The following is a 24,985-nucleotide window of genomic DNA, read 5'->3' on the forward strand; positions in this document are numbered from 1 at the left end:
CGAAACGCTCAGAGAGAGGCGTACAAATCGCGATGAAGCAAAAGCAGAAAACAGGCGGCCAGCGTATCAGAATAGGTCCCGGTTTAATCGGGTAAAAAAATACAGCCGGAATCTAAAAGGCCGGAGCAGCCAATTAAAGAGAGCACATGCAAAACCGCACGGAATAGGAGGTAAGGCATGCACTGACATAATAAGGAGCCGTAAACGGCAGGTCGTGTACCCGTGAGGTCGACCGGTTTGCCAAGAGAAAGCAGCTCAATCGGACGCGACATAATGCGATTAACTTACCGGTTTTGGCAGGTCACAGGAGTCAAGTTCCGGGAAAGGTGTGAGTTACAATGCGTACGCATGCACATATAATGCCAGCTCACTAAAGAGCTTTCTTACGGTATTATACGGTGTCTGGAAAAGAGAATTGGCTGGGGAACCTGGATTCGAACCAAGATTAACGGAGTCAGAGTCCGTCGTTCTACCGTTGAACTATTCCCCAACGCTGCGAAGTGGCTGCGCCGCTCTGATAGGCCGTCATATAAATGATTTAACCCCTGATGCAAGCTCAAAATGCGTTTTTGGCAAAGGAAATTCGCTTTGCTTACAATCTCGCCCGTGTTGAGTGTGGCGAGGATAATAACAGGCTGGTTTCGCTGCCGGTGATACCGGGAATAAGGCGTATGCGGCGTAGGATCGCGTCGAAGGTGGCCAGTGTTGGGGCGCTGAGTTCAGCGATCAGATCCCACCGGCCATTGGTGGTATGAACTTCAGAAATTTCAGCAATGCCTTCGAGTGCGCGAATCACGCGATCCGTCACATGCCCCTCGATTTCGATCATCATGATGCCCCGCACCGCCTCTTCAACGGCGTCAGCCCGTAGTATGACGGTGTAACCTAGAATAACGCCGGACTTTTCCAGTCGTTCTATATGCGCACGTACCGTGGCACGCGACGCGCCGGTTTCTGCGGCCAGATCCGAAATGCTGCGACGTCCATTATGGCGCAATTGCGTGATGAGTTTTTCGTCAAGCGGATCCATGTTGCCACTTTGTCTCCATGAGTGACCAAAATGGTAAAGCTATTGGCGCTATTTGCCAATAATTATTGTTCATCTCGCCAGTTAAACATGGTCTGATCCTCTGAATAGAATTTGAGAGGAGTGATGGCCATGGAATGCAGACTGATTGGTGCACCATTGCAGATTGGAGCAGGGCAGTTGGGCTGCGAGATGGGCCCAAGTGCGCTGAGGATTGCAGGTCTTAAAACCGCGCTTCAAGCTCTTGGTCACACGGTCACTGATATCGGTAATGTGGCACCCAAGGCGTTCGCGGAAATCCCGCATCCCAACGCCGCCGTTCACCACCTCGGTGAGACGGCTGCCTGGACGGAAGCTCTGAGTGAAGCGGCCTATCGTGAAAGCGGGCTTGGCATGCCGATTTTCATGGGCGGTGACCATGCGATATCGGCGGGAACGGTTGCCGGCTTGTCAAAGCGTGCTGCAGAAATGAGCCGTCCGCTTTTTGTGCTCTGGCTTGACGCGCATACGGATTATCACAGCCTTGAAACAACGCGCAGCGGCAATCTGCATGGGGTGCCTGTTGCGTATTACAGCGGAAGAGAAAGTTTTTCGGGCTATTTCCCACCGCTTGAACACCCCGTTGATCCAAACCGCATCTGCATGATCGGTATTCGAAGCGTTGATCCGGCTGAGAGCGTCGCCCTCAAAGGCTCTGGTATCACCGTGCATGACATGCGCATGATCGACGAACATGGCGTCGCCGTGCTGCTGCGCGAGTTTCTTGCGAATGTCGAGGCCGCAAACGGTTTGCTGCATGTCAGCCTTGACGTTGATTTTCTTGAGCCCGCCATCGCACCAGCGGTTGGCACAACGGTCCCAGGTGGCGCTACCTTCCGTGAGGCACATCTGGTGATGGAAATGCTGCATGACAGCGGCCTGGTTTCGAGCCTTGATCTGGTCGAGCTTAATCCGTTTCTCGATGAAAGAGGGCGTACAGCAACGCTTATGGTCGATCTTGCTGCCAGCCTGATGGGCAAGAGCGTGATGGATCGCCCGAACCGGGCAGGCTGATTGCGGAGGAGATGACTATGACAATCGTACCTAATCTGAATATCGTTCCATTCGTCAGTGTTGATCACATGATGAAGCTGGTTTTGAAGATCGGCATCGATACATTCCTGCGTGAACTGGCGGATGTTGTCGAAGAAGATTTCCTGCGCTGGGAGAGTTTTGACAAGACGCCCCGCATCGCGTCGCACTCGACCGATGGTGTTATTGAACTGATGCCGACCAGCGATGGCACTTTATACGGCTTCAAATACGTCAACGGCCATCCCAAGAACACGCGGCAAGGCCGGCAGACCGTAACGGCCTTTGGCGTACTTTCTGACGTAGGCAACGGTTATCCGATGCTGCTGACCGAAATGACAATCCTGACGGCGCTTAGAACCGCTGCGACGTCAGCCGTTGCGGCCAAACATCTTGCACGCAAGAACGCGCGCACCATGGCGATCATCGGTAATGGTGCCCAGAGCGAATTTCAGGCGCGTGCCTTCAAGGCTATCCTCGGGATCGATCAACTGCGTCTCTATGACATTGATCCCGCCGCGAGTGAGAAATGCCGCCGCAATCTTGCCGGACAGGGCTTTGATGTTGTGATTTGTCCAACTGCGCAGGATGCTGTCGAAGGTGCTGACATCATCACCACGGTTACGGCAGACAAACAATATGCCACGATCCTCAGTGACAACATGGTGGGCCCTGGCGTGCACATCAACGCGGTTGGTGGTGACTGCCCAGGCAAGACAGAGTTGCACAAGGATATCCTGTTGCGATCGGATATTTTTGTCGAGTATCCACCGCAGACCCGCATCGAAGGCGAGATACAGCAGTTGCCGGCCGATTATCCGGTCAAGGAGCTGTGGCAGGTGATGGCTGGCATGACGGACGGCCGGGTGAACGATCACCAGATTACTCTTTTTGACAGCGTTGGTTTTGCGACCGAGGATTTTTCGGCTCTGCGCTATGTGCGTGCCAAACTGCACGATACAGGGCTTTTCGAGGAGTTGGACCTCCTTGCTGACCCGGACGATCCACGCGATCTATTCGGCATGTTGCTGCGTTGCGAGGCAGCGATGGCCTGATAAAGGCCAAGGTAATCTGTTTACGCCTCCCATTGGCCAGATTGAGACTCATGACGTTATTCTGCTGAATTTCGTCATAGTTTCATTTGAATTTCATTATCTTCGGTGCTGTAAGCTGTTCCGGATACAATGAGATTTTCCTTTGGGGAGACGGACTTGCAGCAGGAAGTAATACACGACCTCTTCATTATCGGTGGCGGAATCAATGGCTGCGGCATCGCACGTGATGCTGCTGGCCGTGGATACTCGGTTTGCCTTGCCGAAATGAGCGATTTTGCTGCAGGTACTTCATCTGGTGCCACCAAACTCATTCACGGTGGTTTGCGATATCTCGAACATTACGAGTTCCGGTTGGTTCGTGAATCGCTGATGGAACGTGAAGTGCTGTGGGCAATGGCACCACACATCATCAAGCCGATGCGGTTTGTGTTGCCTTACCACAAGGGCGGTGTCCGTCCTGCCTGGCTCATTCGCCTCGGCCTGTTCCTCTATGATCATTTGGGTGGCCGCAAGTTGTTGCCACCGACCAAGTCGCTGGACATGCGTCGCGACGTGGTAGGCAAACCGCTGAAGCCGATTTTCGACAAGGCATTTGAATATTCTGACGGTTGGGTGGATGATGCGCGGCTGGTGGTCCTGAATGCGAGGGATGCGGCCGACCGTGGCGCACATATCATGAACCGCACCAGAGTGACGTCGGCGAAGCGTGATGGAAAGCTCTGGTCGCTGACATTGACCGATACGGTTAGTGGGCAGGTCACCACGGTTAAAGCCCGCATGCTGATCAATGCGGCGGGCCCGTGGGTTGACCAGGTGCTGGGGCAGTCCTTGGGCCGCAACGCCGTGCATAATGTACGGCTTGTGCAGGGCAGCCATATCATCGTGAAAAAGAAGTTCGATGATCCGCGTGCCTATTTCTTCCAGAACCCTGACAACCGCATAATTTTCGCCATTCCCTATGAGGATGAGTTCACGCTTATCGGCACGACAGATCGTGACTACAAGGCTGATCCGAAGGACGTGAAGATCAGTGACGAGGAAATTCAGTATCTGTGCAATGCCGCCAGCGAATACTTTGCTGAGCCGGTTCGCGCAGAAGATATCGTCTGGACCTATTCCGCTGTTCGTCCGCTCTATGATGACGGTGCCTCTAAGGCGCAGGAAGCGACCCGTGATTATGTGCTGAAACTGGATGGAGCCACTGACGAAGCACCGCTTCTCAATGTGTTTGGTGGCAAACTCACCACATATCGCCGTCTTGCAGAACATGCGATGGAAATCATTGGCAAGGCTTTGGTCATCAAGGGGGCGCCGTGGACTGCAAAGAGCCGTTTGCCGGGTGGTGATTTCGATGTCACGGGTTATGAGACCGAAGTCAAAAAGCTCTCCGCCGCTTATCCATTTCTGGAAACATCACATGCACGACGCCTCGTCAGGCTTTATGGCACCAATGCCAATCGTGTGCTTGGGTCAGCTGTGCAAATTTCCGAGCTCGGTCAACATTTTGGCGCAGATCTCTACGCCAAAGAGGTTGATTGGCTGATGACGCAGGAATGGGCGAACCATGCCGTCGATGTCGTCTGGCGCCGTACCAAGATTGGTCTCCACCTCACCGCAGAGCAGATTGAAGTGCTTGAGACCTACATGGTAAATACAGCGAATGCCCCAGCCGCATAAGGAATAGGAGGGCTGTCAGCCCTCCGTCTTGCGGTTCTTACGTGCGACCATGTTTTCACGCCAAATGGTGAAGATACCTGCGGCGACAACGATCACAGCGCCAATGATCATATTGGTGCTCAGGCTCTCGCCAAAAAGCGTCACGCCGATGATCGAGACCAGAACAAGTTGGTAATAAGAGAAGGGCTGTACCGAGGCTGCATCGGCCAGTTCAAAGGCTTTGATGAGCAGATAGTGGCCACTCATGCCGGTGGCACACAATGCAAGCATCCAGACAATATCATGTGGCGCAAAAGAAACCCAATAAAAGGGACCGACAAAGGTCAGCGCGACTGCGCCCGCAACGCCGGCATAAAAGAAGCTGGTCATGGCACTGTCAGTACGGCTGGCCAGCCGTGTCAACACGCCATAAAGCCCAAGCAGGAATGCGGCAATGAAAGTGACGATCAGCATCGGGTCAAATCCATCACCTTCCGGTTTGAGGATAATCAGCACCCCGATAAAACCGACGAGAATAGCCGACCAGCGGCGCCAGCCGACACGCTCCCCGAGAATGGGGACGGACAGCGCTGCCACCATCAGTGGTGTGGAGGCCAGAATGGAATGGGAGTGTGCCAGGCCGACAATGGCGAAAGATGTGATCGATAGCGAAATCTGTACCGCAAGGATCACACCACGGCTGATTTGCAGGCCTAGCCGCTTTGCCGCGATTGTTGCCCGTAACCCATCGCGGGATCGGATGGCCATGAAGATCGCAAACAGTGCAAACGCCCAATAGCGGATCATGGTCACGAAGACCGGCGGATAATGGGTGCCAAGATATTTCGAGATACCGTCCTGAACCGCAAAAATGCTGAAAGCAATCAGCGCATAAAGGAGGCCGGTGGTCTTGGCTTGCATTGAAAGCTCATATCTTGGGTTCTGACCGACGCCGGTGTAGGGCGCGTGCCAAATGCATGTAAAAGGCGGGAAGTCAGTTTTATAAGAAACCATTCTTCATTGTCTGACAACCTGATTTTTTAGGTTTCAGCTATGCAAGGCAATCTTAGCTTTCTTATCTTTAAGGCGTTGCCGAGGTTGAGGCGCTCAACCCTTGCGAATGTGAAAGCGGTGGCTGTTTTCCAGCGCAGTGCTTTCCAGCAATGCGTGTCCGTCTTCATTGCAAAGATGGGGAATATCGATCACAGCGAGAGGATCCGTGGTCTCGATGATAAATTCGAATCCGGATTGTTTTTTGGCAAGTAGCTTTCTAGCTCGCAGAACCGGCAGTGGGCAACGCAGCCCACGCAGGTCAAGCATTTCCGGACCGCTGGAGGTCATTCCGTTGCCCAAAGCTTCCAGAATGGTTTTTTCTTTTCTGGCTCCGGTGCCTGCTGTGGCGCGAAGGCGAGCGGGTTCATCGACGGAACAGGGACCGAAGCTGTTGTCATGCCAGCAGCTGGCTGCGTCGTGTTCGAAGCGATAGCCGTCTGACCAGTGCTGACTGGAGACTGTTGCGGTGTTGCTGGACGTGGTGTCGAGGCTGTTGCCGAAGGCGTCTGTGGTGTCAAAACCGGTGTGACATGGTTCTTTTTGTCCATGAGGGCAGCGAATTCCGCCTCCTTCATGAGCTTGCCAGCCTTCAGTGAAGACCCGGTTGGGGCGTAAGCGGCTTCGCGGCCCTTGCGCTTGTCGGCAACAACTGCCTTACGCTCAGCCTCGCTTGGGTCATACCACGCCATGCCGTCGTATTTTTTGACTGCCTTTTCATAGGCAAGATCATAAGTCTTGCCGTACCCTGCCAGTGCGCTCGCCAATGCTGGCGGTGTGCTCATGGCAGGGCATTGTGCCGAAGCGTTAAACGATCCACCTTCGGTCTGCTGGTTGAAGACATATTTCTTCTCGCAGACATTTACTTCCGGTGGGCGCTTGGTCACTTCAAAATTGTCGTATCCGACCTTCAGCATTTTCCAGAAATCAAGATTTTCGCTGTGGCGGTGGCGTACCATGTTTTCAGCTGTCATGCGGAAGGGGAATGCCTGCAGCTGAATGGTCTTTTGGCCGCCAGTAAATGCATCACGTGCAAAAGCGTAGATTTCCAGGACTTGCGCGTCGGTCATCGAATAACAACCGGATGAGGAGCAGGCACCATGGATCATCAGGTTGGTACCTGAACGCCCGTTGGCCTGGTCATAGCGGTTCGGAAATCCGGTGTTGATGGCCAGATAATAGCTGGAATTCGGGTTCATGTGGCCGGGTGTCAGGTTATAGAAACCTTCCGGGGCTTGCCGGTCGCCTTCCTTGACCTTCGGTCCAAGTTTACCTGACCATGCACAGATCTGATATTCGGCAATCTTATCGAAACGGTTGTCACGTTTCGCTTTCCAGATTTCAAGCGCGCCTTCTTCCTTGAAAATGCGGATCATGATGGGCGCATTGCGCTCCATGTCCTTTTTCTGCATTTCAGCAAGTCTTGCCGGGGAAAGCGGGTGGCCGACCTTATTTTTGATGTGAGAGACGTCCGCTTCGACGGTGTCGAGCGTATCGTTGCAACTTGTCAATGCGAAGGCTGTGCACGCCAGAAGAGCAAGATGTATCAAACGCATGAAGATTGATCCGAAAAAACAAGCCGCCGTTGGCGTTGTTCCGTCAACAGCATGTCATTTAAAATACAGCGTTAACCGTTTACATATTCTTAACTGATCGGCAATCCACCCCGGTTGCCTCCGTCGCACACATGTCTGTGATCAGAATATGGCCTAGTTTAGGCCATATTCGCTGGTCATGCGGACATAATCAGAGATTTCTGCCGATATCGAGGAATTTCTGGCGACGTTCCGCACGAATCTGGTTGGCAGAATGGGACGACAGGTCAGAAAGTGCTTTGTTGATCACGTCACCGGTCGCGGTGATGACCTTGGCTGGATCACGATGTGCGCCGCCAATTGGCTCTGGAATGATGCCGTCGATAACGCCCAGCGACTTCAGATCTTCCGAGGTGATCTTCATGTTGGTGGCAGCTTCCTTTGCACGGGTGGAATCGCGCCAGAGAATGGATGCTGCACCTTCAGGTGAAATCACCGAATAGATTGCGTGCTCAAGCATGTAGACGCGGTTGCCCGTTGCAATGGCAATGGCGCCGCCCGAACCACCTTCGCCGATAACAACGGAGACGATTGGGACCTTGACGTTGAGGCACATTTCGGTCGATCGAGCGATGGCTTCGGCCTGTCCGCGCTCTTCGGCGCCAACGCCGGGATAGGCGCCTGCGGTGTCGATCAGCGTAATGACTGGAAGCGAGAAGCGATCAGCCAGTTCCAGCACGCGGATAGCCTTGCGGTAACCCTCTGGGCGCGGGCTGCCGAAATTGTGCTTGAGGCGCGACTTGGTGTCGTTGCCTTTTTCCTGACCGATGATGGCAACCGGCTGGCCATTAAAGCGACCGAGGCCTGCCTGAATGGCGGCATCTTCCGAAAACTTGCGGTCGCCCGCCAATGGTGTGAAGTCAGTAAACAGCGCAGTTGCATAGTCCACGAAATGCGGACGCTGCGGGTGGCGTGCTACCTGCGTCTTCTGCCAGGGGTTCAGTTTGGAATAGATGTCCTGCATCGCATCCTGAACACGGCTTTCCAGACGGGTGATCTCCTCCGAGGTGTCGATGCTCTCGTCCTCGGTGGCCAGCTTTTTCAGCTCTATGATTTTGCCTTCAAGGTCGGAGATTGGTTTTTCGAAGTCGAGGTAGTTGTGCATGAGATCCGTTTCCGATCGTTTTGCCCAAGGTTTATCCGGTCCTTACCGGCGGTTCCGCAGGCTCTAATCGTGTTTTTTGCCCTGTTTGGCAAGGGGGTGGTGCGTTTGTACCAGTTCTTGCAGGCGTTCTTCCAGTACATGTGTATAGATTTGTGTCGTTGCAATGTCGGAATGACCCAACAATTCCTGTACCGCACGCAGATCGGCGCCATTTTGCAAAAGATGGCTGGCAAAGGCGTGTCGCATGACGTGTGGCGATATCGCAGAAGGGTTTATACCGGCACGAATGGCAATATCTTTCAGGTCACGGGCGAATACCTGACGCGGCAAGTGGCCCGATTTACCATAAGAAGGAAAAAGCCAGGGATTTTCGTTTTTCGGGTCGCTATTGGCCTTTAGGGCGCTGCCATAGGCTGACATCGCGTCCATTGCCGTGCGCGAAAGCAGGACCAGCCGCTCTTTGTTGCCCTTGCCGCGGATCGACAAGAACCGCTCTTTTTGTGCCAATGCCGTGAGCGGCAGAGATACAAGTTCGCTGACGCGCATGCCGGTGGCATAAAGCAGTTCCAGAAGAACATGCATACGCAACCGCGAAAGCTGCCCTGGTCCTTCTTGCTCTGCCTCAGCTGAGGCCTGCTGTAAAAGGCGGTTCACATCGGCCACACTCATGATTTTGGGCAGCGGCGTTGTTTTCTTTGGTGCGTCGAGGATGCTGGTCGGGTCATCGTCGCGCAGACCCTCGGCATACAGAAATTTGTAGAACTGGCGCATGCTGGACAGGTGGCGTGCTTGTGACGAGGCGGCAAAGCCAAGTGTGGCCAGATGAGAAAGATAGGCTGAAAGGTCGCTCTGCTGCGCCTGCATCAGCGAAGTGCCGTTATCGATCAGAAACTGCCAGAGGTCGGAAAGATCACGTTCATAGGATTGAAGCGTATTGTCAGCCGCGCCCCGTTCCGCGCTCATCATTTCCAGGAAACTTTCCAGACGGGCACTGTCCATCTTGCTCATTGGCGGTCTCTTGGTCTCACTGGACCGGCGGGTTAAGGCGCTCGGAAGGAATGCGCACGGTTATATCGCGTTCTCGGGGTTCAACCAGCATCACAAGTGAAACCATGGATCCGTAAACAATTCCGACAATGGCGGCGCAGATAAACAAAAAGCGGAACAGGGTTGGCATTGGCCCTCCATCTATCATTGCTGTGCCAGATTGGGTTTGTCTTGTCCCATATGCAAAAGATGAAAGCAAAGGGCAACCAGACGCGTTCAATCTTTGACCGTTAATGTCTGAGGCTTTTAGCCTGAGCCATAAGGAATATCTCTTGACGCTGGCTAAACATTTGCAGATACCGGAATCGAACCGGACCTGCACATTAATGAGCGAATCTTTCACATTTCCCGTTCCCACGCTTGCTGAGGAAGCACGGGCGAAGCTCGGAAGACGCAATATCGTCTTTGTCGGTCTTATGGGCGCTGGTAAATCCGCGATCGGCCGTCTGGTCGCGCAGCAACTTGGCGTTACTTTTGTCGATACGGATGCGGAGATCGAGCGCGTATCGCGCATGACGATCACTGACCTGTTTGCAAAATACGGCGAAAACGAATTCCGTGCACTTGAGGCTCGTGTCATCAGAAGGCTTTTGCGCGGTGGCCCTAAGGTGGTTTCGACAGGCGGCGGCGCATTTATCAACGAGGTTACTCGCAATCATATCAAGAACGCCGGTCTTTCTCTGTGGCTGAGGGCTGATCTGGATGTATTGTGGGAGCGCGTCAACAAGCGCGATCATCGGCCGTTGTTGAAAACTGAGAACCCAAAAGCCACGCTCGAAAACCTGATGATAAAGAGATACCCGATCTATGCCGAGGCTGATTTGGTCATCGAATCCCGCGATGTGGGTAAAGATATCATTGTGACTGAGGTTCTGGCCGCAGTGGCCGGACGTGACCTCGCTACCTCCAAGAATGGAAATGCCAAATCATGACGACCTCGACAGGATCATCGCAGGAGCGGCGCGTGCATGTGCCGTTGGTAGGGCGCGCTTACGACATTCTCATCGGGCCAGGTCTGATGTCCAAGGCTGGCGGAGAAATTTCTTCGCGTCTCAAAGGGCGCCGTGCGGCGATCATCACGGATGAACATGTCGCACCGCTTTACCTTGATATGGTGATGGACAGCCTGCAGACCGATGGCATTGAGGCCGTTTCCCTGACCCTGCCAGCTGGCGAGAAGACCAAGAGCTTCGAACATTACATGGCAGTCTGCGACCTCATTCTTGAGGCACGCATTGAACGTAATGATGCAGTCATTGCCTTGGGCGGTGGTGTAATCGGTGATCTGACCGGCTTTGCCGCCGGCACAGTGCGGCGTGGTGTGCGGTTTGTACAGATACCGACCACGCTGCTGTCACAGGTGGATTCGTCGGTCGGTGGCAAAACCGGCATCAACACCCGTCACGGCAAAAACCTTGTTGGTGTGTTTCATCAGCCGGATCTGGTTCTGGCGGATTCCTCGGTGCTCGATACGTTGAGCAAGCGCGAATTCCGCGCCGGTTATGCGGAAGTGGTCAAATACGGCCTTATCGACAAACCGGATTTCTTCGAGTGGCTTGAGAAAAATTGGCAGGAGGTTTTTGCCGGTGGTCCGGCGCGCATTGAAGCCATTGCCACCAGCTGCCAGGCAAAATCCGATGTGGTTGTCGAAGATGAATTCGAGAACGGACGTCGCGCATTGCTCAATCTCGGTCATACTTTCGGACATGCGCTGGAAGCGGCAACTGAATATGACAGCAAACGTCTGGTGCACGGCGAAGGTGTTGCCATCGGCATGGTTCTTGCGCACCAGTTCTCGTCGCGGGTCAATCTGGCGAGCCCGGATGACGCAAAGCGGGTCGAGGCACATCTGAAAGCGGTTGGCCTGCCTGTTTCGATGAATGAAATTCCCGGCACCCTGCCACCGGTTGAAATGCTGATGGCGGCGATTGCACAGGACAAGAAGGTCAAAAGCGGCAAGCTTACCTTTATCCTGACCCATGGTATTGGCCAGTCCTTCGTTGCGGATAATGTTGCCGCCTCCGAAGTCGAATCCTTCCTGAAAGAAAAACATCCGGCTTGATGTTTTTGAGATTGGCATCGTGTCTTGCGATGCCAATCCTGCTGCTGCTCAGATTGACGGCCACATATCTTAAAAGCGGGTGGGTTCTCCCGGTGCCGCAGCTTCGATGGCGAGAGCATGCAAACCTTCGTCCAGTTCAGGCTGCAACAGGGCATTAATTGCCCGGTGGCGGTCGATGCGAGACTTGCCGGAAAAGCTTTCTGACACTATCTGGATACGCATATGGGTTTCCCCATCCCCGGTCATTCCTGGCTGGTGGCCTGCGTGTTTACCGCTCTCGTTGATGACGGCAAGGCGTTGCGGTGCGAAAGCGTCGTTCAGTTTTTTTTCTATGCGGGCGGTCAGTGACATCGTCTCATTCCATTCTAAAAGGGGCTCTTTAAAAGCCAGCAACATTCCTGTTTGTCAATTCTTGTTGTGTACCTTTGCGTACCCCATAATCAGGCTATCATGAAACTGGATTCGAAATACTTTGATCGCATCCGCACGCGCCGGAAAAAGGACAGTCAGCAGGAGGTTCAAGCTCCTACCTGTCAATGGGATGGCTGCGAGCGCCCTGGTGCCCATCGTGCACCCGTCGGCCGCAACGCCGAGGGGCAATTCTTCATGTTCTGTTTCGAGCATGTGAAGGAGTATAACAAGGGTTATAACTACTTCTCTGGCCTGTCTGATAGCGATATTGCGCGTTACCAGAAAGAGGCGATCACCGGTCACCGTCCGACCTGGACGGTTGGGGTCAACAAGACCGCCCGCGATAGCCCTTTGCATTCCACGCTGAAATCAGGCGCTGCCGGCGCAAATGCACGTATTCGCGACCCGTTTGGTTTTACCGGCTCCGGTGGCGCGCGTAGCGGCGGACAACGGTTCCAGCAGAACCGCAAGTTGAAAACACTGGAAGCCCAGGCTTTTGATACGCTTGGCTTGGCAGCCAGTGCAACCCAGGACGAAATCAAGCGCCGCTACAAGGAGCTTGTCAAAAAGCATCATCCTGATGCTAATGGTGGCGATCGCGGTTCGGAAGAGCGTTTTCGGACTGTTATTCAAGCGTATCAATTGTTAAAGCAGTCTGGTTTCTGTTAGGGTCTGCGAACCTTAAACTCGCTTGATAATTGCCTGATGATATGTGGTTGGGTGCTTGCTACCCGCCTTGGAGACGTGATGAGCAAAATTGATCTTGATATTTCCAACCTGCCGGACACAACCGTTTCTGTCCGGGATGTTTTTGGTATTGATACCGATCTGGTCGTGCCTGCCTATAGCCAGGGCGATGCCTATGTACCGGATCTGGACCCGGATTACCTTTTTGACCGCGAGACGACGCTGGCAATCCTTGCGGGTTTTGCTCACAACCGCCGTGTCATGGTGTCCGGTTTCCACGGCACGGGTAAGTCCACGCATATCGAGCAGGTTGCTGCGCGCCTGAACTGGCCATGCGTTCGTATCAACCTCGACAGCCATGTCAGCCGTATCGACCTCGTCGGCAAGGACGCTATCGTTCTAAAGGACGGCAAACAGGTTACCGAATTCAAGGACGGCATTTTGCCTTGGGCTTACCAGCACAATGTTGCGCTTGTGTTTGATGAATACGATGCCGGCCGTCCCGACGTGATGTTCGTTATTCAGCGCGTTCTGGAATCCTCCGGTCGCCTGACGCTGCTCGACCAGAGCCGCGTTATCCGTCCTCATCCTGCATTCCGCATTTTCGCAACCGCCAACACGGTTGGCCTTGGTGATACCACCGGTCTTTACCATGGCACGCAGCAGATCAACCAGGCACAGATGGACCGCTGGTCTATCGTCACGACGCTGAACTACCTGCCGCATGACAAGGAAGTTGATATCGTTGTTGCCAAGGTGAAGAAGCTGAACACCAAGGAAGGCCGCGAAACCGCTTCCAAGATGGTGCGTCTGGCCGATCTCACGCGTTCGTCCTTCGTCAATGGCGACCTTTCGACCGTCATGAGCCCACGTACTGTGATTACCTGGGGAGAAAATGCCGAAATCTTTGGCGATGTCGCCTTTGCTTTCCGCGTGACATTCCTCAACAAGTGCGACGAACTTGAGCGCACTCTGGTTGCCGAACTTTATCAGCGCGCCTTTGGCGTTGAGCTGAAAGAAAGTGCAGCAAACATCGTTCTCTCCGCGTGAGACCACCCCTCTTTGAGGGTTGATCGAACATTCGGATTATCAAGGGATGAGAATGCTTTACGCCCCTTATGGCATGCCACGTGAAACTGTGTGACGGTTTTGCCGTCACGGCGTGCGGGGGCGGAGCTTCTCAGGTGAATGGGTAATAGCATGGCAATGCGTGGCGATAATTCCAGAGCGAAAAGCGGTACGGTGATCGATACGGAGCCGTTGCGCAATGCCATTGCCGGCAGTGTGCGGTCCGTGGCCGGCAGTGCGCAGGTTGAGGTCGTGTTCGCCAATGAGCGTCCGGGTCTTGCAGGCGAGCGTATGCGTCTTCCGGAAATCTCCAAAAAGCCGACGGCACAGGAAATTGCAATCACGCGTGGTCTTGGCGATTCCATGGCTTTACGACTGGCCTGCCACGACAATGATATTCACGCAAACCTCGCACCGCAGGGTGCAGATGCGCGCGTCATTTTTGATGCTGTGGAACAGGCGCGTGTCGAATCCATCGGTTCGCTGCGCATGCCGGGTGTTGCCTCCAACATTCGCAGCATGAATACAGAGAAATATTCCAAAGCCAATTTCTCGACGATTGAGAAACAGGATGACGCACCCATTGCCGAGGCTGTGGCCTTGCTGGTGCGCGAACGTCTGACCGGTGAAAAACCGCCGGCAAGTGCGGGCAAGGTTCTGGATCTGTGGCGTCCTTTCATTGAAGAAAAGGCCTCTGTCGATCTCGATAATCTTGGTTCGGCTATTCACGATCAGAAGGCTTTCGCTAAGCTCGTGCGTCATATGCTGACGTCGATGCAGATGGCGGAAGATCTTGGCGACGTTGATAATGAGGCAGATGATCAGGAAGCGCAAAGCGATGAAGATCAGCCACGCAGCAACGAGACAGAAGAAGAGCAGGTAGAAGAAGAAGCCGGTTCTGATGCTGCCCCTGCCGAGGACAGTGAAGCCTCGCAGGAAGAAATGGAAGAAGGCGAGATGGATGGCGCCGAGATGTCTGAGGACGAAATGTCCGACGATCTCGATGACGACTCCGAATCGCCGGGTGAAACACGTCGCCCCAACAGCCCGTTTGACGATTTTAATGAGAAGGTCGACTACCGTATCTTCACGCAGGAGTTCGATGAAGAAATTCATGCCGAAGAACTGTGCGAAGAGGCTGAACTGGATCGGCTGCGCGCATTCCTCGACAAACAGCTTGCCCATTTGCAGGGTGCTGTCGGACGTCTCGCAAACCGCTTGCAGCGCCGTCTGATGGCGCAGCAGAACCGCTCCTGGGATTTCGATCTCGAAGAAGGTTACCTCGACCCTGCAAGGCTGGTGCGTCTGATCATTGATCCGATGCAGCCTTTGTCCTTCAAAAAGGAACGCGACACCAAGTTTCGGGACACGGTCGTATCGCTTGTCATCGACAATTCCGGTTCGATGCGTGGTCGTCCGATTACGGTTGCTGCGACCTGCGCTGACATTCTGGCACGGACGCTGGAACGTTCAGGCGTCAAGGTCGAAATTCTCGGTTTCACTACCAAGGCCTGGAAGGGCGGCCAGTCACGCGAGCAATGGCTTGCCAATGGCAAACCTGCTTCGCCGGGTCGTCTCAACGATCTGCGTCACATCATCTACAAGAGCGCCGATGCGCCATGGCGGCGTTCACGCCGCAATCTCGGTCTGATGATGCGTGAAGGCCTGCTGAAGGAAAACATCGATGGTGAAGCGCTGATGTGGGCGCATAACCGTCTGATCGGCCGTCCTGAGCAGCGCAAGATCATGATGATGATTTCCGATGGTGCGCCGGTCGACGATTCCACATTGTCGGTCAATCCGGGCAATTATCTTGAACGGCATCTGCGCGCTGTTATCGAGCAGATTGAGACACGGTCGCCGGTCGAGTTGCTGGCCATTGGTATCGGTCACGATGTGACTCGTTATTACCGCCGCGCGGTGACGATTGTAGATGCGGATGAACTTGCTGGTGCGATGACGGAACAGCTTGCCTCGCTGTTTGAGGAGCAGGGCACGACAAAGGCTTCCGGACGAGCGCGCCGTGCGGGATAAGCAGCGCACGCAGTATACCGACAGCAAGACAAAAAATACGGCATCTCTGACTGGCGTCCTGGCGGCGCTGGCCGCCGGTGTCACTTTGTCCATGCCGCTGCCGGTTTTTGCTGCAAACAGTGTTGACGCGCCTGTCATTGCGCGGGTGTTGCAGGGCTTCAAGGTCAGCGGCAAGGAGACCCATTTCGGAAAGCTCGAATTTGTCGGCGGACTGGTGCTCAGTTTGCGCGAACCGCTGTTCGGCGCCATGTCCAGTATACGTTTCCGTCCCGATGGTCGAAATTTTGTTGCGGTTCTCGATACTGGCCACTGGCTGACGGGGCAAATCCAGCGCGATACTAATGGAAAGCTTGTCAGTGTCACCGGCGTTAAAATAACACCGATGCTGGATACCGCAGGGCGCGAACCACATCGCAAGATGGAAATGGATGCCGAAGGGCTGGTTCTTAGGGATGGGCAGGTGATCGTCAGCTACGAGCAGCGTCACCGGATTGATGTGTATCCTGATCCAGGTTTTGCCACGTCGCGGCCTGTCAAACGTATTCCGCATCTTATTCCATCGGGGGAATTGCGTGCCAATGGCGGTATGGAAGCACTTGGCCTTTCACCCGCAAATTCGCCCCTGCAAGGGGCGTTGGTCGTGGTGGCTGAAAAGAGTATCGATGAGGATGGCAATCTTCTCGGTGCCATTCTGGAAGGTCCGCTGAAGGGCGCTTTTACCGTTTCGCGCCATCCTTCATTTGATGTGACAGACAGTGCGTTTTTGCCTGATGGTGATCTTCTATTACTGGAACGCCGCTTCAACCTTGCCGAAGGTGTGGGTGTTCGTATTCGCCGCATTCCAGCTGCGACTATCAAGCCGGGCGCAGTTCTCGATGGTCCTGTGATCTTTGAGGCTGGCATGGAAAGCCAAATCGACAATATGGAAGGTATGGATGTGATTGCTGGGCCAGATGGTGCCACGCACATCATTCTGGTGTCTGATGACAACCACTCATTTCTTCAGCGCAATATGATGCTGGAGTTTCGCCTGAATGAATAAAGCCCGCAGAAGCGGGCTTTGTTCTTATGGGGTTATGCAGTCTTTGCCGGGGGCATTGGCTTCAGCGTGGTCATCAGTGCGCCGTAGGGCAGCAACATGACCAAGCCGACTAGGACCTTGACGCTGAGGTCACCCAGTGCCCAGGAGATCCACCGTGGAGCCTCTGCTGCCATGACACCGAAGATTGGAGCATTCTCGATTGCAAAGGCATCGTTGGGGCCAATGAAGGCGAATGCCGGTGCAAAGGATATCGAGAAGAACAGCGCGGTGTCGAGCACGGAGCCAGCAATCGAACCTGCCAGCGGTGCCTGCCACCAGCTCTGGCGGCGCAGACGGTTGAATACCGAGATGTCCAGAAGCTGACCAATCAGATAGGCAGTGCCCGATGCCACGGCGATGCGTGGAATGGATGTCCAGAATGACAGGCTGACACCAACGACAAAACCGGCAAACACCACACGACGTGCGATGGATGGTCCGAACTGGCGGTTGGTGAGGTCGGTAATCAGGAAAGCGATGGGGTAGGTGAACGCACCCCAGGTCAGGAGATCGCCAAGGGCGATACCGTACAGTGTGCCGCTGAGCGGGTACTGAACGAGGATGTTCGAAGCCACGACGACAAGCGTCATAAGGACGACATAGATAAATGTGTAACGCAGGTAGGGCATTTTTTTATCCTGGGTGATGCCACCAGTTGGAGGGATAACAATGTTTATTCAATAAAAAAGGCTTGATGAGCGGTGCCCATCAAGCCTTTGTATTTCTTGTTTGGGCAGATCAGGCTGCTTCAGCAGTCTTCTTTGCGATCTGGCGACGCAGCAGACGAGCGCGCATGCTCAGTTCGTTTTCGCTTGCCTTGAGAAGGAAAGCGTCGAGACCGCCACGGTGTTCAACCGTACGCAGCGCTGCAGCGGATACGCGCAGGCTGAAACGCTGGCCAAGAGCATCAGAAATCAGCGTAACGCTGCAGAGGTTTGGCAAAAAGCGGCGCTTGGTCTTGTTGTTGGCGTGGCTGACGTTGTTGCCTGTCTGGACGCCCTTGCCGGTCAATTCGCATACACGGGACATGGGTACACCTATTCTTGTGTTTGCCTTTTGAACCAGCTTCCCGGCAAAAACCGGAAGGCAATCCAATTGGCCATGATTGGAAAGTTGCGGTTCTATAGTCAGGTGGGGCGGCGCAGTCAAGCCGCTCATTGGCTTTGAGGCGGAATTTCCGAGTTTTCCCGCCATTCACTGCTATTTTATTGCCACAAGTGCAGCTATATGATGCAGTCCGAAACGGTTGCGGGGCCAAAGGTAGGCGAGAATGAAAGCCATCGGACGGAAATATCTACAGGCCACTGCTTTCTTGCTGGCGTCATTTGGCGTGTCGCAGGCTGCCGATACATATCACAAAAGCGAGTACAGCATTAACCTTGGAATTCTGCCGATTGCCAAGGCTTCGTTCTCGACCAAGATGACCGATGGCAATTATTCGATCACCGGGTCGTTCAACGCCGCCGGCATAGCCAGCGTCATCAAGGACATTTCCGGTCGTACCACGGTATCCGGCATCAAGCGTGGCAACCGTATGCTCGCAAACCAGTACACGCTGGTTTACAAGGATGGCAAACGCACGCGGACCTATGAGGTGCGTTATCGCAACGGCAACGTGACAGCGACGGTCGTGCGACCTGAACCGAAGACCAAACCCAAAAATTGGGTTGAGGTGCGTGACAGAGACCTGCGCTCTGTTCTCGATCCGATTTCCGGTCTGATCATTCCGGCCGGTGGCCGTGTATGCCCCAGCCGTCTGCCGATCTATGACGGTGAATCACGCATGGATCTGGTGTTGAGTTCGAAGGGCACACGGCCGTTTTCGACGACCGGTTTTAGTGGTGATGCTATCGTTTGCACCCTTCGTTATGTGCCGAAATCAGGCTTTCGTGAGGGACGCGCCGATATTGAGTACCTGAAATCCATTTCCATGGAAGTCTGGTTTGCCAAGGCCGAGAACATGGATCTCTACGCTCCGGTCTACGCACGCATTCCAACCAAGGTTGGCCCCGTTTACATAACGGCGACCAAATATGGCGGCTGATGGTTTGACCTGACGGCGCTCAGGCGCTTTCAGGCTGCCAGTCCGGTGCAGCCATTTCAAAGCTTGAAAACTCGAAGCCCGGCGACACAGTGCAGCCAACGAGGGTAAACTCTCCCGTTGTTTCTGCCGATTGCCACCAGCCCGCCGGAACAAGCCCCTGCGGCCGCTCGCCCGCCAGAACGTCTGGGCCGAGATTGATGGTGGTGCTATCCGTGCCATTTTCCGAAACATGCAATTTCAGCGGTGCGCCAGCATAATGGTGCCAGACCTCCACCGCATCGGTCACCCGGTGCCAGTGAGAGCGTTCACCGGCTTCCAGCAGATAATAAATGGCCGTTGAGTGGCCGCGCTGGCTGCCCTGCGTGTCGCGAAAGGTCTGGCGATACCAGCCACCTTCCGGATGGCGTTGCAATTCAAGCTCCCTGATGATGGCCTGCGCTGTCATCAAAAATTATCCTTCCGCGTGCGGATTTCTGCAAATACGTCCTCATCACTGGCATCGATCATGCCCAGGTGTTGGCGTATCGCCGCATCGCCAACACGCATGTAGGGATTGGTCTGTTTTTCAAGGCCGATCGTTGTGGGAATCGTAAATTTTCCGGCGTCTCGCAGGGCGGATACTTCGGCGGCACGCGTTTTCAGTGCCGGGTTTTCAAGGTCGACGGTCACGGCGAAACGGGCATTGGAAACGGTATATTCGTGACCGAAATAAACTTTGGTTTCATCCGGCAGGGCCATCAGTTTCTGGAAGGAGTGCCACATATCGGCTGCTGGGCGCTCAAAAAGGCGGCCACACCCCATCGCAAACAGGGTATCGGCGGCAAAGAGCAAGCCGTCGCTGGGAATGTAATAACAAACATGGCCCGCGGTGTGGCCGGGTGTTTCGATCACCTTGATGGTGCGTCCGGCAAATTCGAACTCGTCGCCATCCATCACTGTTTTGTCCAGGCCGGGAATCGCAACTGCTTCGCCGTGAGGCCCAAGAATGGTGCAGCCAAACTTTTCTTTCAGCGCCAGATTGGCATCGACATGGTCGTGATGATGGTGGGTGGTGAAAATATGGGTGAGCGTCCAGCCACGGCGCTTTGCCGCCTCGATGATCGGCTGCTCCTCCGGCGCATCGATGGAAGCCGTCTCACCTGATACCGGGTCGTGCAACAACACTCCGAAATTATCACTGCGGCACAGGAAGGTTTCTATTTCCAAAGGTTTCATGGCAGGCTTCCTCCTTGGCTTACGGTTGTGCGTTCTTTCATGTAAGTGCATTGTCCTTGAAGTCCAACCGGCTGCTGCTACATTCTGGCTATGAACACCGATATTGTCGATCTGCGCGAATTTTATCATTCCACACTGGGAAGGCTGGCTGAGCAATCCATCGTGATGGCGCTTTCCACCATGTGGCCACCGCTGCCGGAAGAGCGCCTGCTGGGGCTGGGTTACGCCGTACCCTATCTCGATCGTTTTCGTGCCGATACCGAGCGGACCTTTGCTTTCATGCCTGCCGGGCAGGGCGCGGTGAATTGGCCCGCCGGAGAGCTGTCTTCCACTGCTTTGGTGTTTGACGAAGAATTGCCGCTACCGGACGCGTCGATTGATCGTGTGTTGTTGGTGCATTCGCTGGAGTTTGCCGAAAATCCGCGTGAAACGCTGACCGAGCTTTGGCGTGTGCTGGCCCCCGGTGGACGGCTGGTGATCGTTGTTCCCAATCGTCGTGGCGTCTGGGCGCGTATGGAGCACACACCGTTCGGCTCGGGCAGACCCTATTCACGCGGGCAGCTGACGACTTTGCTGCGCGAGGCAAACTTCACGCCGGGTGTGTCGACGGAAGCGCTGCTGTTTCCGCCGTCGAAGCTCAAATTCATTCTCAAGCTGCGGCGCTATTTTGAAACCATTGGCCGCAAGCTGTGGCCGGTGTTTTCCGGCGTGATTATCGTGGAAGCGCAGAAGCGCCTTTATCAGGGCCTGCCGGTTTCACAGCGCGCCTCCCGCCGCGTATTCGTGCCGGTGCTGGCGCCGCAGGGAATACCGACCACCCGCACGCGGTCGAGCGAGACAAAACGGCGCTGAGCTCGGTGAAAATCTCCAGGTTTGTGTCGCGAAAATGAGTGGATATCGGCGCGACGTTCGGTCGTGCTGCTGAGGCTTGCGTCATTTCCTTCCAGGCAACGGCCCAAACACGACCAGTCAACACGGCCTAACCCTCGACAAATCCTGCGTTCCGGTCTAGGAGCAATCGGCATTCAACAGGTTATGGCGTTCCTAATTGCGATGGGAGCAATCGCAGATTGGGTGCTGTAATTTCCGGTATTCACCATGCCGTTTGAGCAGGCGTTTTTCTAAAGGTCGTTTCCATGCATGAAGAGCTGAGCCAACCCGTTCCACGTCCGGGCATTCTGGACATTGCCGCTTATGTTCCGGGTAAGGAACATGCGCCGGGTGTCGCCAAGGTGTACAAGCTTTCGTCAAACGAAACGCCGCTTGGCCCAAGCCCCAAAGCGATTGAAGCTTTTGGCACGGCTGCCAGCCATCTTGAAATCTATCCGGACGGTCAGGCCACTGTTTTGCGGCAGTCGATTGCCGATATTCACGGTTTGAACTTTGCCAACATCTTGTGCGGCAATGGTTCCGATGAGCTGCTGGGTCTGCTGTGCCACGTCTATCTCGGCGCAGGAGATGAAGCGATTATCACCGAGCACGGTTTTCTTGTGTACCGCATTCAGATCATGGGTGCTGGCGCAACGCCGGTGACCGTGAAAGAGCGTGACTGCACGGTTGATGTCGATGCAATATTGGCAGCTGTTACACCAAAGACAAAAATGGTGTTCATCGCCAATCCCGGCAATCCGACCGGCACCTATGTTCCCGTTGCGGAAATTCGTCGGCTGCAGGCGAGCCTGCCAAGACATGTGTTGCTGGTTCTTGATGCGGCCTATGCCGAGTATGTTCGCCGCAATGATTATGAGGCCGGGCTTGAACTGGTGTCGTCCAACCGCAACGTGGTGATGACCCGCACCTTCTCCAAGGTTTACGGTCTTGCTGCCCTTCGTGTTGGCTGGATGTATGCACCGGTTGACGTTGTTGATGCGGTAAATCGCGTGCGCGGTCCGTTCAATATGAGCGCACCTGCGCTCGCTGCCGGTGCCGCTGCCATTCGTGACCAGGCTTTTGTTGAAAAGGCCGTCGCCCACAACAAGATCTGGCTGGAGCGTCTGGCGCAGGAGTTTACCGACCTTGGCCTGACTGTCACGCCATCCGTGACCAACTTCGTTCTGGTTCATTTCCCTGACGTTGACGGCAAGCGGGCAACGGATGCCGATGAATTTCTGACCAGCCGCGGCTTCATCCTGCGCGCTGTGCGGGGGTATGGCTTCCCCAATGCTCTGCGCATGACCGTGGGTTCGGAAGAGGCCAATCTTGGCGTTATATCCGCCTTGAAAGAATTTATGGGACGCAGCGCATGAGCGATGTTCATTTCGAGAGAATTGCCCTGATCGGTATCGGTCTTATCGGTTCTTCCATCGCACGCGATATCAAGGAACTGTCCATCGCCAACGATGTTGTGGTGTCGACCCGCAGTGCCGAGACGCTGAAGCGTGCGGAAGAACTGCAACTCGGCACGCATTATACAATTTCGGCGGCCGAGGCCGTCAAGAATGCCGATCTGGTGATCGTGTCGGTGCCTGTTGGTGCTTCCGAACGCGTGGCGATCGAGATTGCGTCGCATCTGAAACCCGGTGCGATCGTTACCGACGTGGGCTCGACCAAGGCATCAGTTATCGCGCAGATGCAGCCGCATATGCCACAGGGGGTTCATTTCATTCCTGGCCACCCGCTGGCCGGTACCGAAAAGTCCGGCCCAGATGCTGGTTTCGCGGGACTGTTCCGCAGCCGCTGGTGCATCTTCACGCCGCTTGAAGGCACCGATCCGCAGGCGCTGGAAAAGTTGAAGACCTTCTGGAAGACACTCGGCTCTATGGTCGATGAAATGACGCCCGAGCACCATGATAAAGTGCTGGCTATCGTTTCGCATCTTCCGCACATCATCGCCTACAATATTGTTGGTACGGCCGACGATCTGGAGACAGTGACGGAATCGGAAGTCATCAAATATTCCGCATCGGGTTTCCGTGACTTTACGCGTCTTGCCGCGTCCGACCCAACCATGTGGCGGGATATCTGCCTGCACAACAAGGATGCCATCCTTGAAATGCTGTCAAGGTTTTCTGAAGATCTGGCCTATTTGCAGCGCGCCATTCGCTGGGGTGAGGGCGACAAGCTGTTTGAGCTGTTTACCCGCACACGTGCCATCCGCCGTTCTATCGTTCAGGCGGGGCAGGATGTGGATACGCCGGATTTCGGCCGGCATATCCTCGACAAGAAGTAAGTGGAAAAATGATGCCGCTGGTTCAGATCGGCGGTATATTTCCCAGAGGAATAAAGCCACTTACGGTCGCGCGACCGCGATCCACTACGAGATCGACCGATACACGCTGGCTGCCGCCTGCAAGCGCACGCAGTAGCTTAGTGGCGCTGTCTATGGTCGGTGCCAGCTGCGGAAACACTTCCTTGGCGCTGTTGCCCCATTCACCGAGCTGCTGCACTTCCAGCTTGAACTTGCCCGAGAGATAACCGCTTTCATCGAAAGAAAACGGGCCAGTCAGCGTCATGGTGCGGCCTTCGCCGATATCTGCAACGGCCTGACGGAGTTCGCCGGTTGCGCCATAAAGCCCCGATTCGTCGCTGCCATCAATCATGCCGGCTTTTCCGACAAGCGTGACGTCCAGATTGGTGGAAAGGCGCGGCAGCACCTGCGGCCAGCCTTCAATCACGGTTGCCGAATCGGTCATGGAAATGGCGGCATCAAGATCGGCATTGTTTTGTCGCAGGTGAATTTCCGTGTGCCCGGCATTAAAGTTGATTGTCTGGCCGCTGACGGAAGAGACCGCTGTGGCCTTCAACCCGTCGATAACGGTTGAGGTACGATCAACACCCTTCAACTTGGCAATCAGGCTGGATTGCAGGTTTTCCCATGCGGCATTGATCGACAGGCCGTGAGCCGTGCGGATTTCCGCCGGGGAGTCTAGTTCCATGACGATGTGATTGGGGGCGTAGACCTGCGCTGCCGACCGCAGCGAGCCGAACGAAGCAGAAATGCCGTTGGTGCTGTCATCGACATTCACCTTGGAGCAGAACAGACCGATGCGGAATGGATAACCGCGGAAATCCATGTCCACGCATTCGCCGGTGATTTCCTTGCCACCGGCCGGGCTGATGGTTTTCAAGACCGTTTCACGCAAGGCCGATGCGGCATAGAACCAGCCGCCGGTATAAACAGCGATTGCCAGCACAATGCCCGAACCGAGCAAGAGAAATTTTTTGTTGCTTGTCGATTGGCTTGATGCTGCCATGATGTTCTCCAAGGCTGGCGACGAAACATAATAATGATCTGGCGTGCGATATGGACGATTTTTGGGTATTTGGCTACGGCTCCTTAATGTGGAACCCGGGTTTTGCGTTTGAGGAACGTCAGACGGCCCGTTTGCATGGTTACCGACGCTCTCTGTGCATATGGTCGAGCGTTTACCGTGGTACGCTGGAAAAGCCTGGTCTTGTTCTGGGGTTGGACCGCGGTGGCTCCTGCCGTGGCGTGGCTTTCCGTGTTAAGGGAAGCAATCACGGCGAGGTTATCGGCTACCTGCGCGAGCGCGAACTTGTCACCAATGTTTATAAAGAGCGTATTGTCCCGGTTAGCTTGGCGGCCGGGCATAAGGTCAGTGCCGTGACCTATGTGGCCGACCCGCTGCACGAACAATATGCCGGTGGCTTGAGCGCCGAAGATGCCGCCCGGATCGTGAGATCAAGTGTTGGTCGGTCTGGCCCCAACACTGATTACGTGGTCAACACAATCCAGCATCTGGCGGATATCGGTATTCGTGATCCATGGCTGGAAAATGTTGCATCTGGCCTAGAGCAGAGCGGCAGTTAAGCCGCT

General features: G+C 54.7%; 27 protein-coding genes and 1 tRNA gene. 14 read left to right on the forward strand and 14 right to left on the reverse strand.

Features of this window, described 5'->3' with window-relative positions; all coding sequences use genetic code 11:
• Positions 1-416: 416 nt before the first annotated feature.
• Positions 417-490: transfer RNA gene (locus HGO37_RS23625), tRNA-Gln, on the reverse strand.
• A 102-nt stretch (positions 491-592) separates the two neighbouring features.
• Positions 593-1,030, reverse strand: a complete 438-nt coding sequence (locus tag HGO37_RS23630; protein WP_250985513.1) for an Lrp/AsnC family transcriptional regulator — start codon at positions 1,028-1,030, stop codon at positions 593-595.
• Between the two features lie 129 nt (positions 1,031-1,159).
• Between HGO37_RS23630 and rocF the strand changes: the two genes are divergently transcribed.
• From rocF to glpD, 3 genes are all read left to right on the forward strand, one after another.
• Positions 1,160-2,080 (forward strand): arginase, encoded by a 921-nt coding sequence (rocF, locus tag HGO37_RS23635; protein ID WP_250985514.1) that lies wholly within the window; start codon positions 1,160-1,162, stop codon positions 2,078-2,080.
• A gap of 17 nt (positions 2,081-2,097) precedes the next feature.
• On the forward strand, positions 2,098-3,153 hold the full coding sequence (gene ocd / locus HGO37_RS23640; protein WP_250985515.1) for an ornithine cyclodeaminase: 1,056 nt from the start codon (positions 2,098-2,100) through the stop codon (positions 3,151-3,153).
• 156 nt (positions 3,154-3,309) lie between these two features.
• On the forward strand, positions 3,310-4,830 hold the full coding sequence (gene glpD / locus HGO37_RS23645; RefSeq protein WP_502941457.1) for a glycerol-3-phosphate dehydrogenase: 1,521 nt from the start codon (positions 3,310-3,312) through the stop codon (positions 4,828-4,830).
• 15 nt (positions 4,831-4,845) lie between these two features.
• Here glpD and HGO37_RS23650 read toward each other — a convergent pair whose 3' ends face one another.
• From HGO37_RS23650 to HGO37_RS23675, 6 genes are all read right to left on the reverse strand, one after another.
• Positions 4,846-5,730 (reverse strand): DMT family transporter, encoded by an 885-nt coding sequence (locus HGO37_RS23650; RefSeq protein ID WP_250985517.1) that lies wholly within the window; start codon positions 5,728-5,730, stop codon positions 4,846-4,848.
• Positions 5,731-5,916: 186 nt separating this feature from the next.
• Complete coding sequence (locus tag HGO37_RS23655; protein WP_192491553.1) at positions 5,917-6,150, reverse strand: sulfurtransferase TusA family protein; 234 nt, start codon at positions 6,148-6,150, stop codon at positions 5,917-5,919.
• Complete coding sequence (locus tag HGO37_RS23660) at positions 6,147-7,415, reverse strand: L,D-transpeptidase family protein (protein WP_250985518.1); 1,269 nt, start codon at positions 7,413-7,415, stop codon at positions 6,147-6,149. Before HGO37_RS23660 ends, HGO37_RS23655 begins: the two co-directional genes overlap by 4 nt.
• A gap of 190 nt (positions 7,416-7,605) precedes the next feature.
• Entirely contained in the window at positions 7,606-8,559 is a 954-nt protein-coding gene (locus tag HGO37_RS23665) for an acetyl-CoA carboxylase carboxyltransferase subunit alpha (RefSeq protein WP_250985519.1), read from the reverse strand.
• A gap of 63 nt (positions 8,560-8,622) precedes the next feature.
• Positions 8,623-9,567, reverse strand: a complete 945-nt coding sequence (gene xerD / locus HGO37_RS23670) for a site-specific tyrosine recombinase XerD (RefSeq protein WP_250985520.1) — start codon at positions 9,565-9,567, stop codon at positions 8,623-8,625.
• A 16-nt stretch (positions 9,568-9,583) separates the two neighbouring features.
• On the reverse strand, positions 9,584-9,736 hold the full coding sequence (locus HGO37_RS23675; RefSeq protein ID WP_192491549.1) for a hypothetical protein: 153 nt from the start codon (positions 9,734-9,736) through the stop codon (positions 9,584-9,586).
• Positions 9,737-9,932: 196 nt separating this feature from the next.
• Between HGO37_RS23675 and HGO37_RS23680 the strand changes: the two genes are divergently transcribed.
• Positions 9,933-10,538, forward strand: a complete 606-nt coding sequence (locus tag HGO37_RS23680) for a shikimate kinase (protein ID WP_192491548.1) — start codon at positions 9,933-9,935, stop codon at positions 10,536-10,538.
• Positions 10,535-11,668 (forward strand): 3-dehydroquinate synthase, encoded by a 1,134-nt coding sequence (aroB, locus tag HGO37_RS23685; protein WP_192491547.1) that lies wholly within the window; start codon positions 10,535-10,537, stop codon positions 11,666-11,668. The genes HGO37_RS23680 and aroB overlap by 4 nt, the downstream gene beginning before the upstream one ends.
• A 69-nt stretch (positions 11,669-11,737) precedes the next feature.
• Here the strand turns inward: aroB and HGO37_RS23690 are convergent, their stop codons facing one another.
• Entirely contained in the window at positions 11,738-12,019 is a 282-nt protein-coding gene (locus HGO37_RS23690) for a BolA family protein (RefSeq protein WP_192491573.1), read from the reverse strand.
• A 99-nt stretch (positions 12,020-12,118) separates the two neighbouring features.
• On the opposite strand from HGO37_RS23690, the gene HGO37_RS23695 reads away from it, so the two are divergent.
• From HGO37_RS23695 to HGO37_RS23710, 4 genes are all read left to right on the forward strand, one after another.
• Positions 12,119-12,748: a J domain-containing protein gene (locus HGO37_RS23695; RefSeq protein ID WP_192491546.1), complete on the forward strand. Its 630-nt coding sequence runs from the start codon at positions 12,119-12,121 to the stop codon at positions 12,746-12,748.
• Positions 12,749-12,826: 78 nt separating this feature from the next.
• On the forward strand, positions 12,827-13,816 hold the full coding sequence (gene cobS, locus HGO37_RS23700) for a cobaltochelatase subunit CobS (protein WP_192491545.1): 990 nt from the start codon (positions 12,827-12,829) through the stop codon (positions 13,814-13,816).
• 150 nt (positions 13,817-13,966) lie between these two features.
• Complete coding sequence (gene cobT, locus HGO37_RS23705) at positions 13,967-15,868, forward strand: cobaltochelatase subunit CobT (RefSeq protein ID WP_250985521.1); 1,902 nt, start codon at positions 13,967-13,969, stop codon at positions 15,866-15,868.
• Complete coding sequence (locus HGO37_RS23710) at positions 15,858-16,910, forward strand: esterase-like activity of phytase family protein (protein WP_250985522.1); 1,053 nt, start codon at positions 15,858-15,860, stop codon at positions 16,908-16,910. Before cobT ends, HGO37_RS23710 begins: the two co-directional genes overlap by 11 nt.
• A gap of 32 nt (positions 16,911-16,942) precedes the next feature.
• Here HGO37_RS23710 and HGO37_RS23715 read toward each other — a convergent pair whose 3' ends face one another.
• A complete protein-coding gene (locus HGO37_RS23715; RefSeq protein WP_250985523.1) occupies positions 16,943-17,578 on the reverse strand; it encodes a VUT family protein in 636 nt (211 codons plus the stop codon).
• Between the two features lie 109 nt (positions 17,579-17,687).
• Positions 17,688-17,978 carry a 50S ribosomal protein L28 gene (gene rpmB, locus HGO37_RS23720; protein ID WP_192491542.1) on the reverse strand — a complete coding sequence of 97 codons (291 nt, stop codon included), beginning with the start codon at positions 17,976-17,978 and terminating at the stop codon, positions 17,688-17,690.
• A 241-nt stretch (positions 17,979-18,219) separates the two neighbouring features.
• Between rpmB and HGO37_RS23725 the strand changes: the two genes are divergently transcribed.
• The gene (locus HGO37_RS23725) at positions 18,220-18,993 is read left to right on the forward strand and encodes a DUF3108 domain-containing protein (protein WP_250985524.1); all 774 of its coding nucleotides are present in this window, start codon (positions 18,220-18,222) and stop codon (positions 18,991-18,993) included.
• Positions 18,994-19,012: 19 nt separating this feature from the next.
• On the opposite strand, the gene HGO37_RS23730 is transcribed toward HGO37_RS23725, so the two are convergent.
• Positions 19,013-19,438, reverse strand: a complete 426-nt coding sequence (locus HGO37_RS23730) for a cupin domain-containing protein (RefSeq protein ID WP_250985525.1) — start codon at positions 19,436-19,438, stop codon at positions 19,013-19,015.
• A complete protein-coding gene (gene gloB, locus HGO37_RS23735; RefSeq protein WP_250985526.1) occupies positions 19,438-20,208 on the reverse strand; it encodes a hydroxyacylglutathione hydrolase in 771 nt (256 codons plus the stop codon). The genes HGO37_RS23730 and gloB overlap by 1 nt, the downstream gene beginning before the upstream one ends.
• 90 nt (positions 20,209-20,298) lie before the next feature.
• Between gloB and HGO37_RS23740 the strand changes: the two genes are divergently transcribed.
• The 3 genes from HGO37_RS23740 (at position 20,299) to HGO37_RS23750 (ending at position 23,377) form a co-directional block, all read left to right on the forward strand.
• Positions 20,299-21,060, forward strand: coding sequence for a class I SAM-dependent methyltransferase (locus HGO37_RS23740; RefSeq protein ID WP_250985527.1), 762 nt, complete (start codon positions 20,299-20,301; stop codon positions 21,058-21,060).
• A 284-nt stretch (positions 21,061-21,344) separates the two neighbouring features.
• Complete coding sequence (hisC, locus tag HGO37_RS23745; protein ID WP_250985528.1) at positions 21,345-22,454, forward strand: histidinol-phosphate transaminase; 1,110 nt, start codon at positions 21,345-21,347, stop codon at positions 22,452-22,454.
• The gene (locus HGO37_RS23750) at positions 22,451-23,377 is read left to right on the forward strand and encodes a prephenate/arogenate dehydrogenase family protein (RefSeq protein ID WP_250985529.1); all 927 of its coding nucleotides are present in this window, start codon (positions 22,451-22,453) and stop codon (positions 23,375-23,377) included. Before hisC ends, HGO37_RS23750 begins: the two co-directional genes overlap by 4 nt.
• A gap of 22 nt (positions 23,378-23,399) precedes the next feature.
• On the opposite strand, the gene HGO37_RS23755 is transcribed toward HGO37_RS23750, so the two are convergent.
• Positions 23,400-24,401, reverse strand: coding sequence for a DUF2125 domain-containing protein (locus tag HGO37_RS23755; RefSeq protein ID WP_250985530.1), 1,002 nt, complete (start codon positions 24,399-24,401; stop codon positions 23,400-23,402).
• A 50-nt stretch (positions 24,402-24,451) separates the two neighbouring features.
• On the opposite strand from HGO37_RS23755, the gene HGO37_RS23760 reads away from it, so the two are divergent.
• On the forward strand, positions 24,452-24,979 hold the full coding sequence (locus tag HGO37_RS23760; protein ID WP_250985531.1) for a gamma-glutamylcyclotransferase: 528 nt from the start codon (positions 24,452-24,454) through the stop codon (positions 24,977-24,979).
• The last annotated feature ends 6 nt before the right edge of the window (positions 24,980-24,985 follow it).

The sequence above is a fragment of the Rhizobium sp. CG4 genome (assembly GCF_023701965.1).
GTDB lineage: Bacteria > Pseudomonadota > Alphaproteobacteria > Rhizobiales > Rhizobiaceae > Agrobacterium.

Excerpts from the sequence above, each read along its gene's own strand:
- aroB (WP_192491547.1), top strand. The coding sequence starts at position 10,535 with ATGACGACCTCGACAGGATCATCGCAGGAGCGGCGCGTGCATGTGCCG.
- ocd (WP_250985515.1), top strand. The coding sequence starts at position 2,098 with ATGACAATCGTACCTAATCTGAATATCGTTCCATTCGTCAGTGTTGAT.
- cobT (WP_250985521.1), top strand. The coding sequence starts at position 13,967 with ATGGCAATGCGTGGCGATAATTCCAGAGCGAAAAGCGGTACGGTGATC.
- HGO37_RS23665 (WP_250985519.1), bottom strand. The coding sequence starts at position 8,559 with ATGCACAACTACCTCGACTTCGAAAAACCAATCTCCGACCTTGAAGGC.
- HGO37_RS23655 (WP_192491553.1), bottom strand. The coding sequence starts at position 6,150 with ATGACCTCCAGCGGTCCGGAAATGCTTGACCTGCGTGGGCTGCGTTGC.
- HGO37_RS23630 (WP_250985513.1), bottom strand. The coding sequence starts at position 1,030 with ATGGATCCGCTTGACGAAAAACTCATCACGCAATTGCGCCATAATGGA.
- HGO37_RS23740 (WP_250985527.1), top strand. The coding sequence starts at position 20,299 with ATGAACACCGATATTGTCGATCTGCGCGAATTTTATCATTCCACACTG.
- HGO37_RS23760 (WP_250985531.1), top strand. The coding sequence starts at position 24,452 with ATGGACGATTTTTGGGTATTTGGCTACGGCTCCTTAATGTGGAACCCG.
- HGO37_RS23690 (WP_192491573.1), bottom strand. The coding sequence starts at position 12,019 with ATGTCACTGACCGCCCGCATAGAAAAAAAACTGAACGACGCTTTCGCA.
- HGO37_RS23725 (WP_250985524.1), top strand. The coding sequence starts at position 18,220 with ATGAAAGCCATCGGACGGAAATATCTACAGGCCACTGCTTTCTTGCTG.
- HGO37_RS23755 (WP_250985530.1), bottom strand. The coding sequence starts at position 24,401 with ATGGCAGCATCAAGCCAATCGACAAGCAACAAAAAATTTCTCTTGCTC.
- cobS (WP_192491545.1), top strand. The coding sequence starts at position 12,827 with ATGAGCAAAATTGATCTTGATATTTCCAACCTGCCGGACACAACCGTT.
- HGO37_RS23680 (WP_192491548.1), top strand. The coding sequence starts at position 9,933 with ATGAGCGAATCTTTCACATTTCCCGTTCCCACGCTTGCTGAGGAAGCA.
- HGO37_RS23750 (WP_250985529.1), top strand. The coding sequence starts at position 22,451 with ATGAGCGATGTTCATTTCGAGAGAATTGCCCTGATCGGTATCGGTCTT.
- HGO37_RS23650 (WP_250985517.1), bottom strand. The coding sequence starts at position 5,730 with ATGCAAGCCAAGACCACCGGCCTCCTTTATGCGCTGATTGCTTTCAGC.
- HGO37_RS23715 (WP_250985523.1), bottom strand. The coding sequence starts at position 17,578 with ATGCCCTACCTGCGTTACACATTTATCTATGTCGTCCTTATGACGCTT.
- HGO37_RS23730 (WP_250985525.1), bottom strand. The coding sequence starts at position 19,438 with ATGACAGCGCAGGCCATCATCAGGGAGCTTGAATTGCAACGCCATCCG.
- xerD (WP_250985520.1), bottom strand. The coding sequence starts at position 9,567 with ATGAGCAAGATGGACAGTGCCCGTCTGGAAAGTTTCCTGGAAATGATG.
- HGO37_RS23660 (WP_250985518.1), bottom strand. The coding sequence starts at position 7,415 with ATGCGTTTGATACATCTTGCTCTTCTGGCGTGCACAGCCTTCGCATTG.
- hisC (WP_250985528.1), top strand. The coding sequence starts at position 21,345 with ATGCATGAAGAGCTGAGCCAACCCGTTCCACGTCCGGGCATTCTGGAC.
- rocF (WP_250985514.1), top strand. The coding sequence starts at position 1,160 with ATGGAATGCAGACTGATTGGTGCACCATTGCAGATTGGAGCAGGGCAG.
- rpmB (WP_192491542.1), bottom strand. The coding sequence starts at position 17,978 with ATGTCCCGTGTATGCGAATTGACCGGCAAGGGCGTCCAGACAGGCAAC.
- HGO37_RS23675 (WP_192491549.1), bottom strand. The coding sequence starts at position 9,736 with ATGCCAACCCTGTTCCGCTTTTTGTTTATCTGCGCCGCCATTGTCGGA.
- HGO37_RS23695 (WP_192491546.1), top strand. The coding sequence starts at position 12,119 with ATGAAACTGGATTCGAAATACTTTGATCGCATCCGCACGCGCCGGAAA.
- gloB (WP_250985526.1), bottom strand. The coding sequence starts at position 20,208 with ATGAAACCTTTGGAAATAGAAACCTTCCTGTGCCGCAGTGATAATTTC.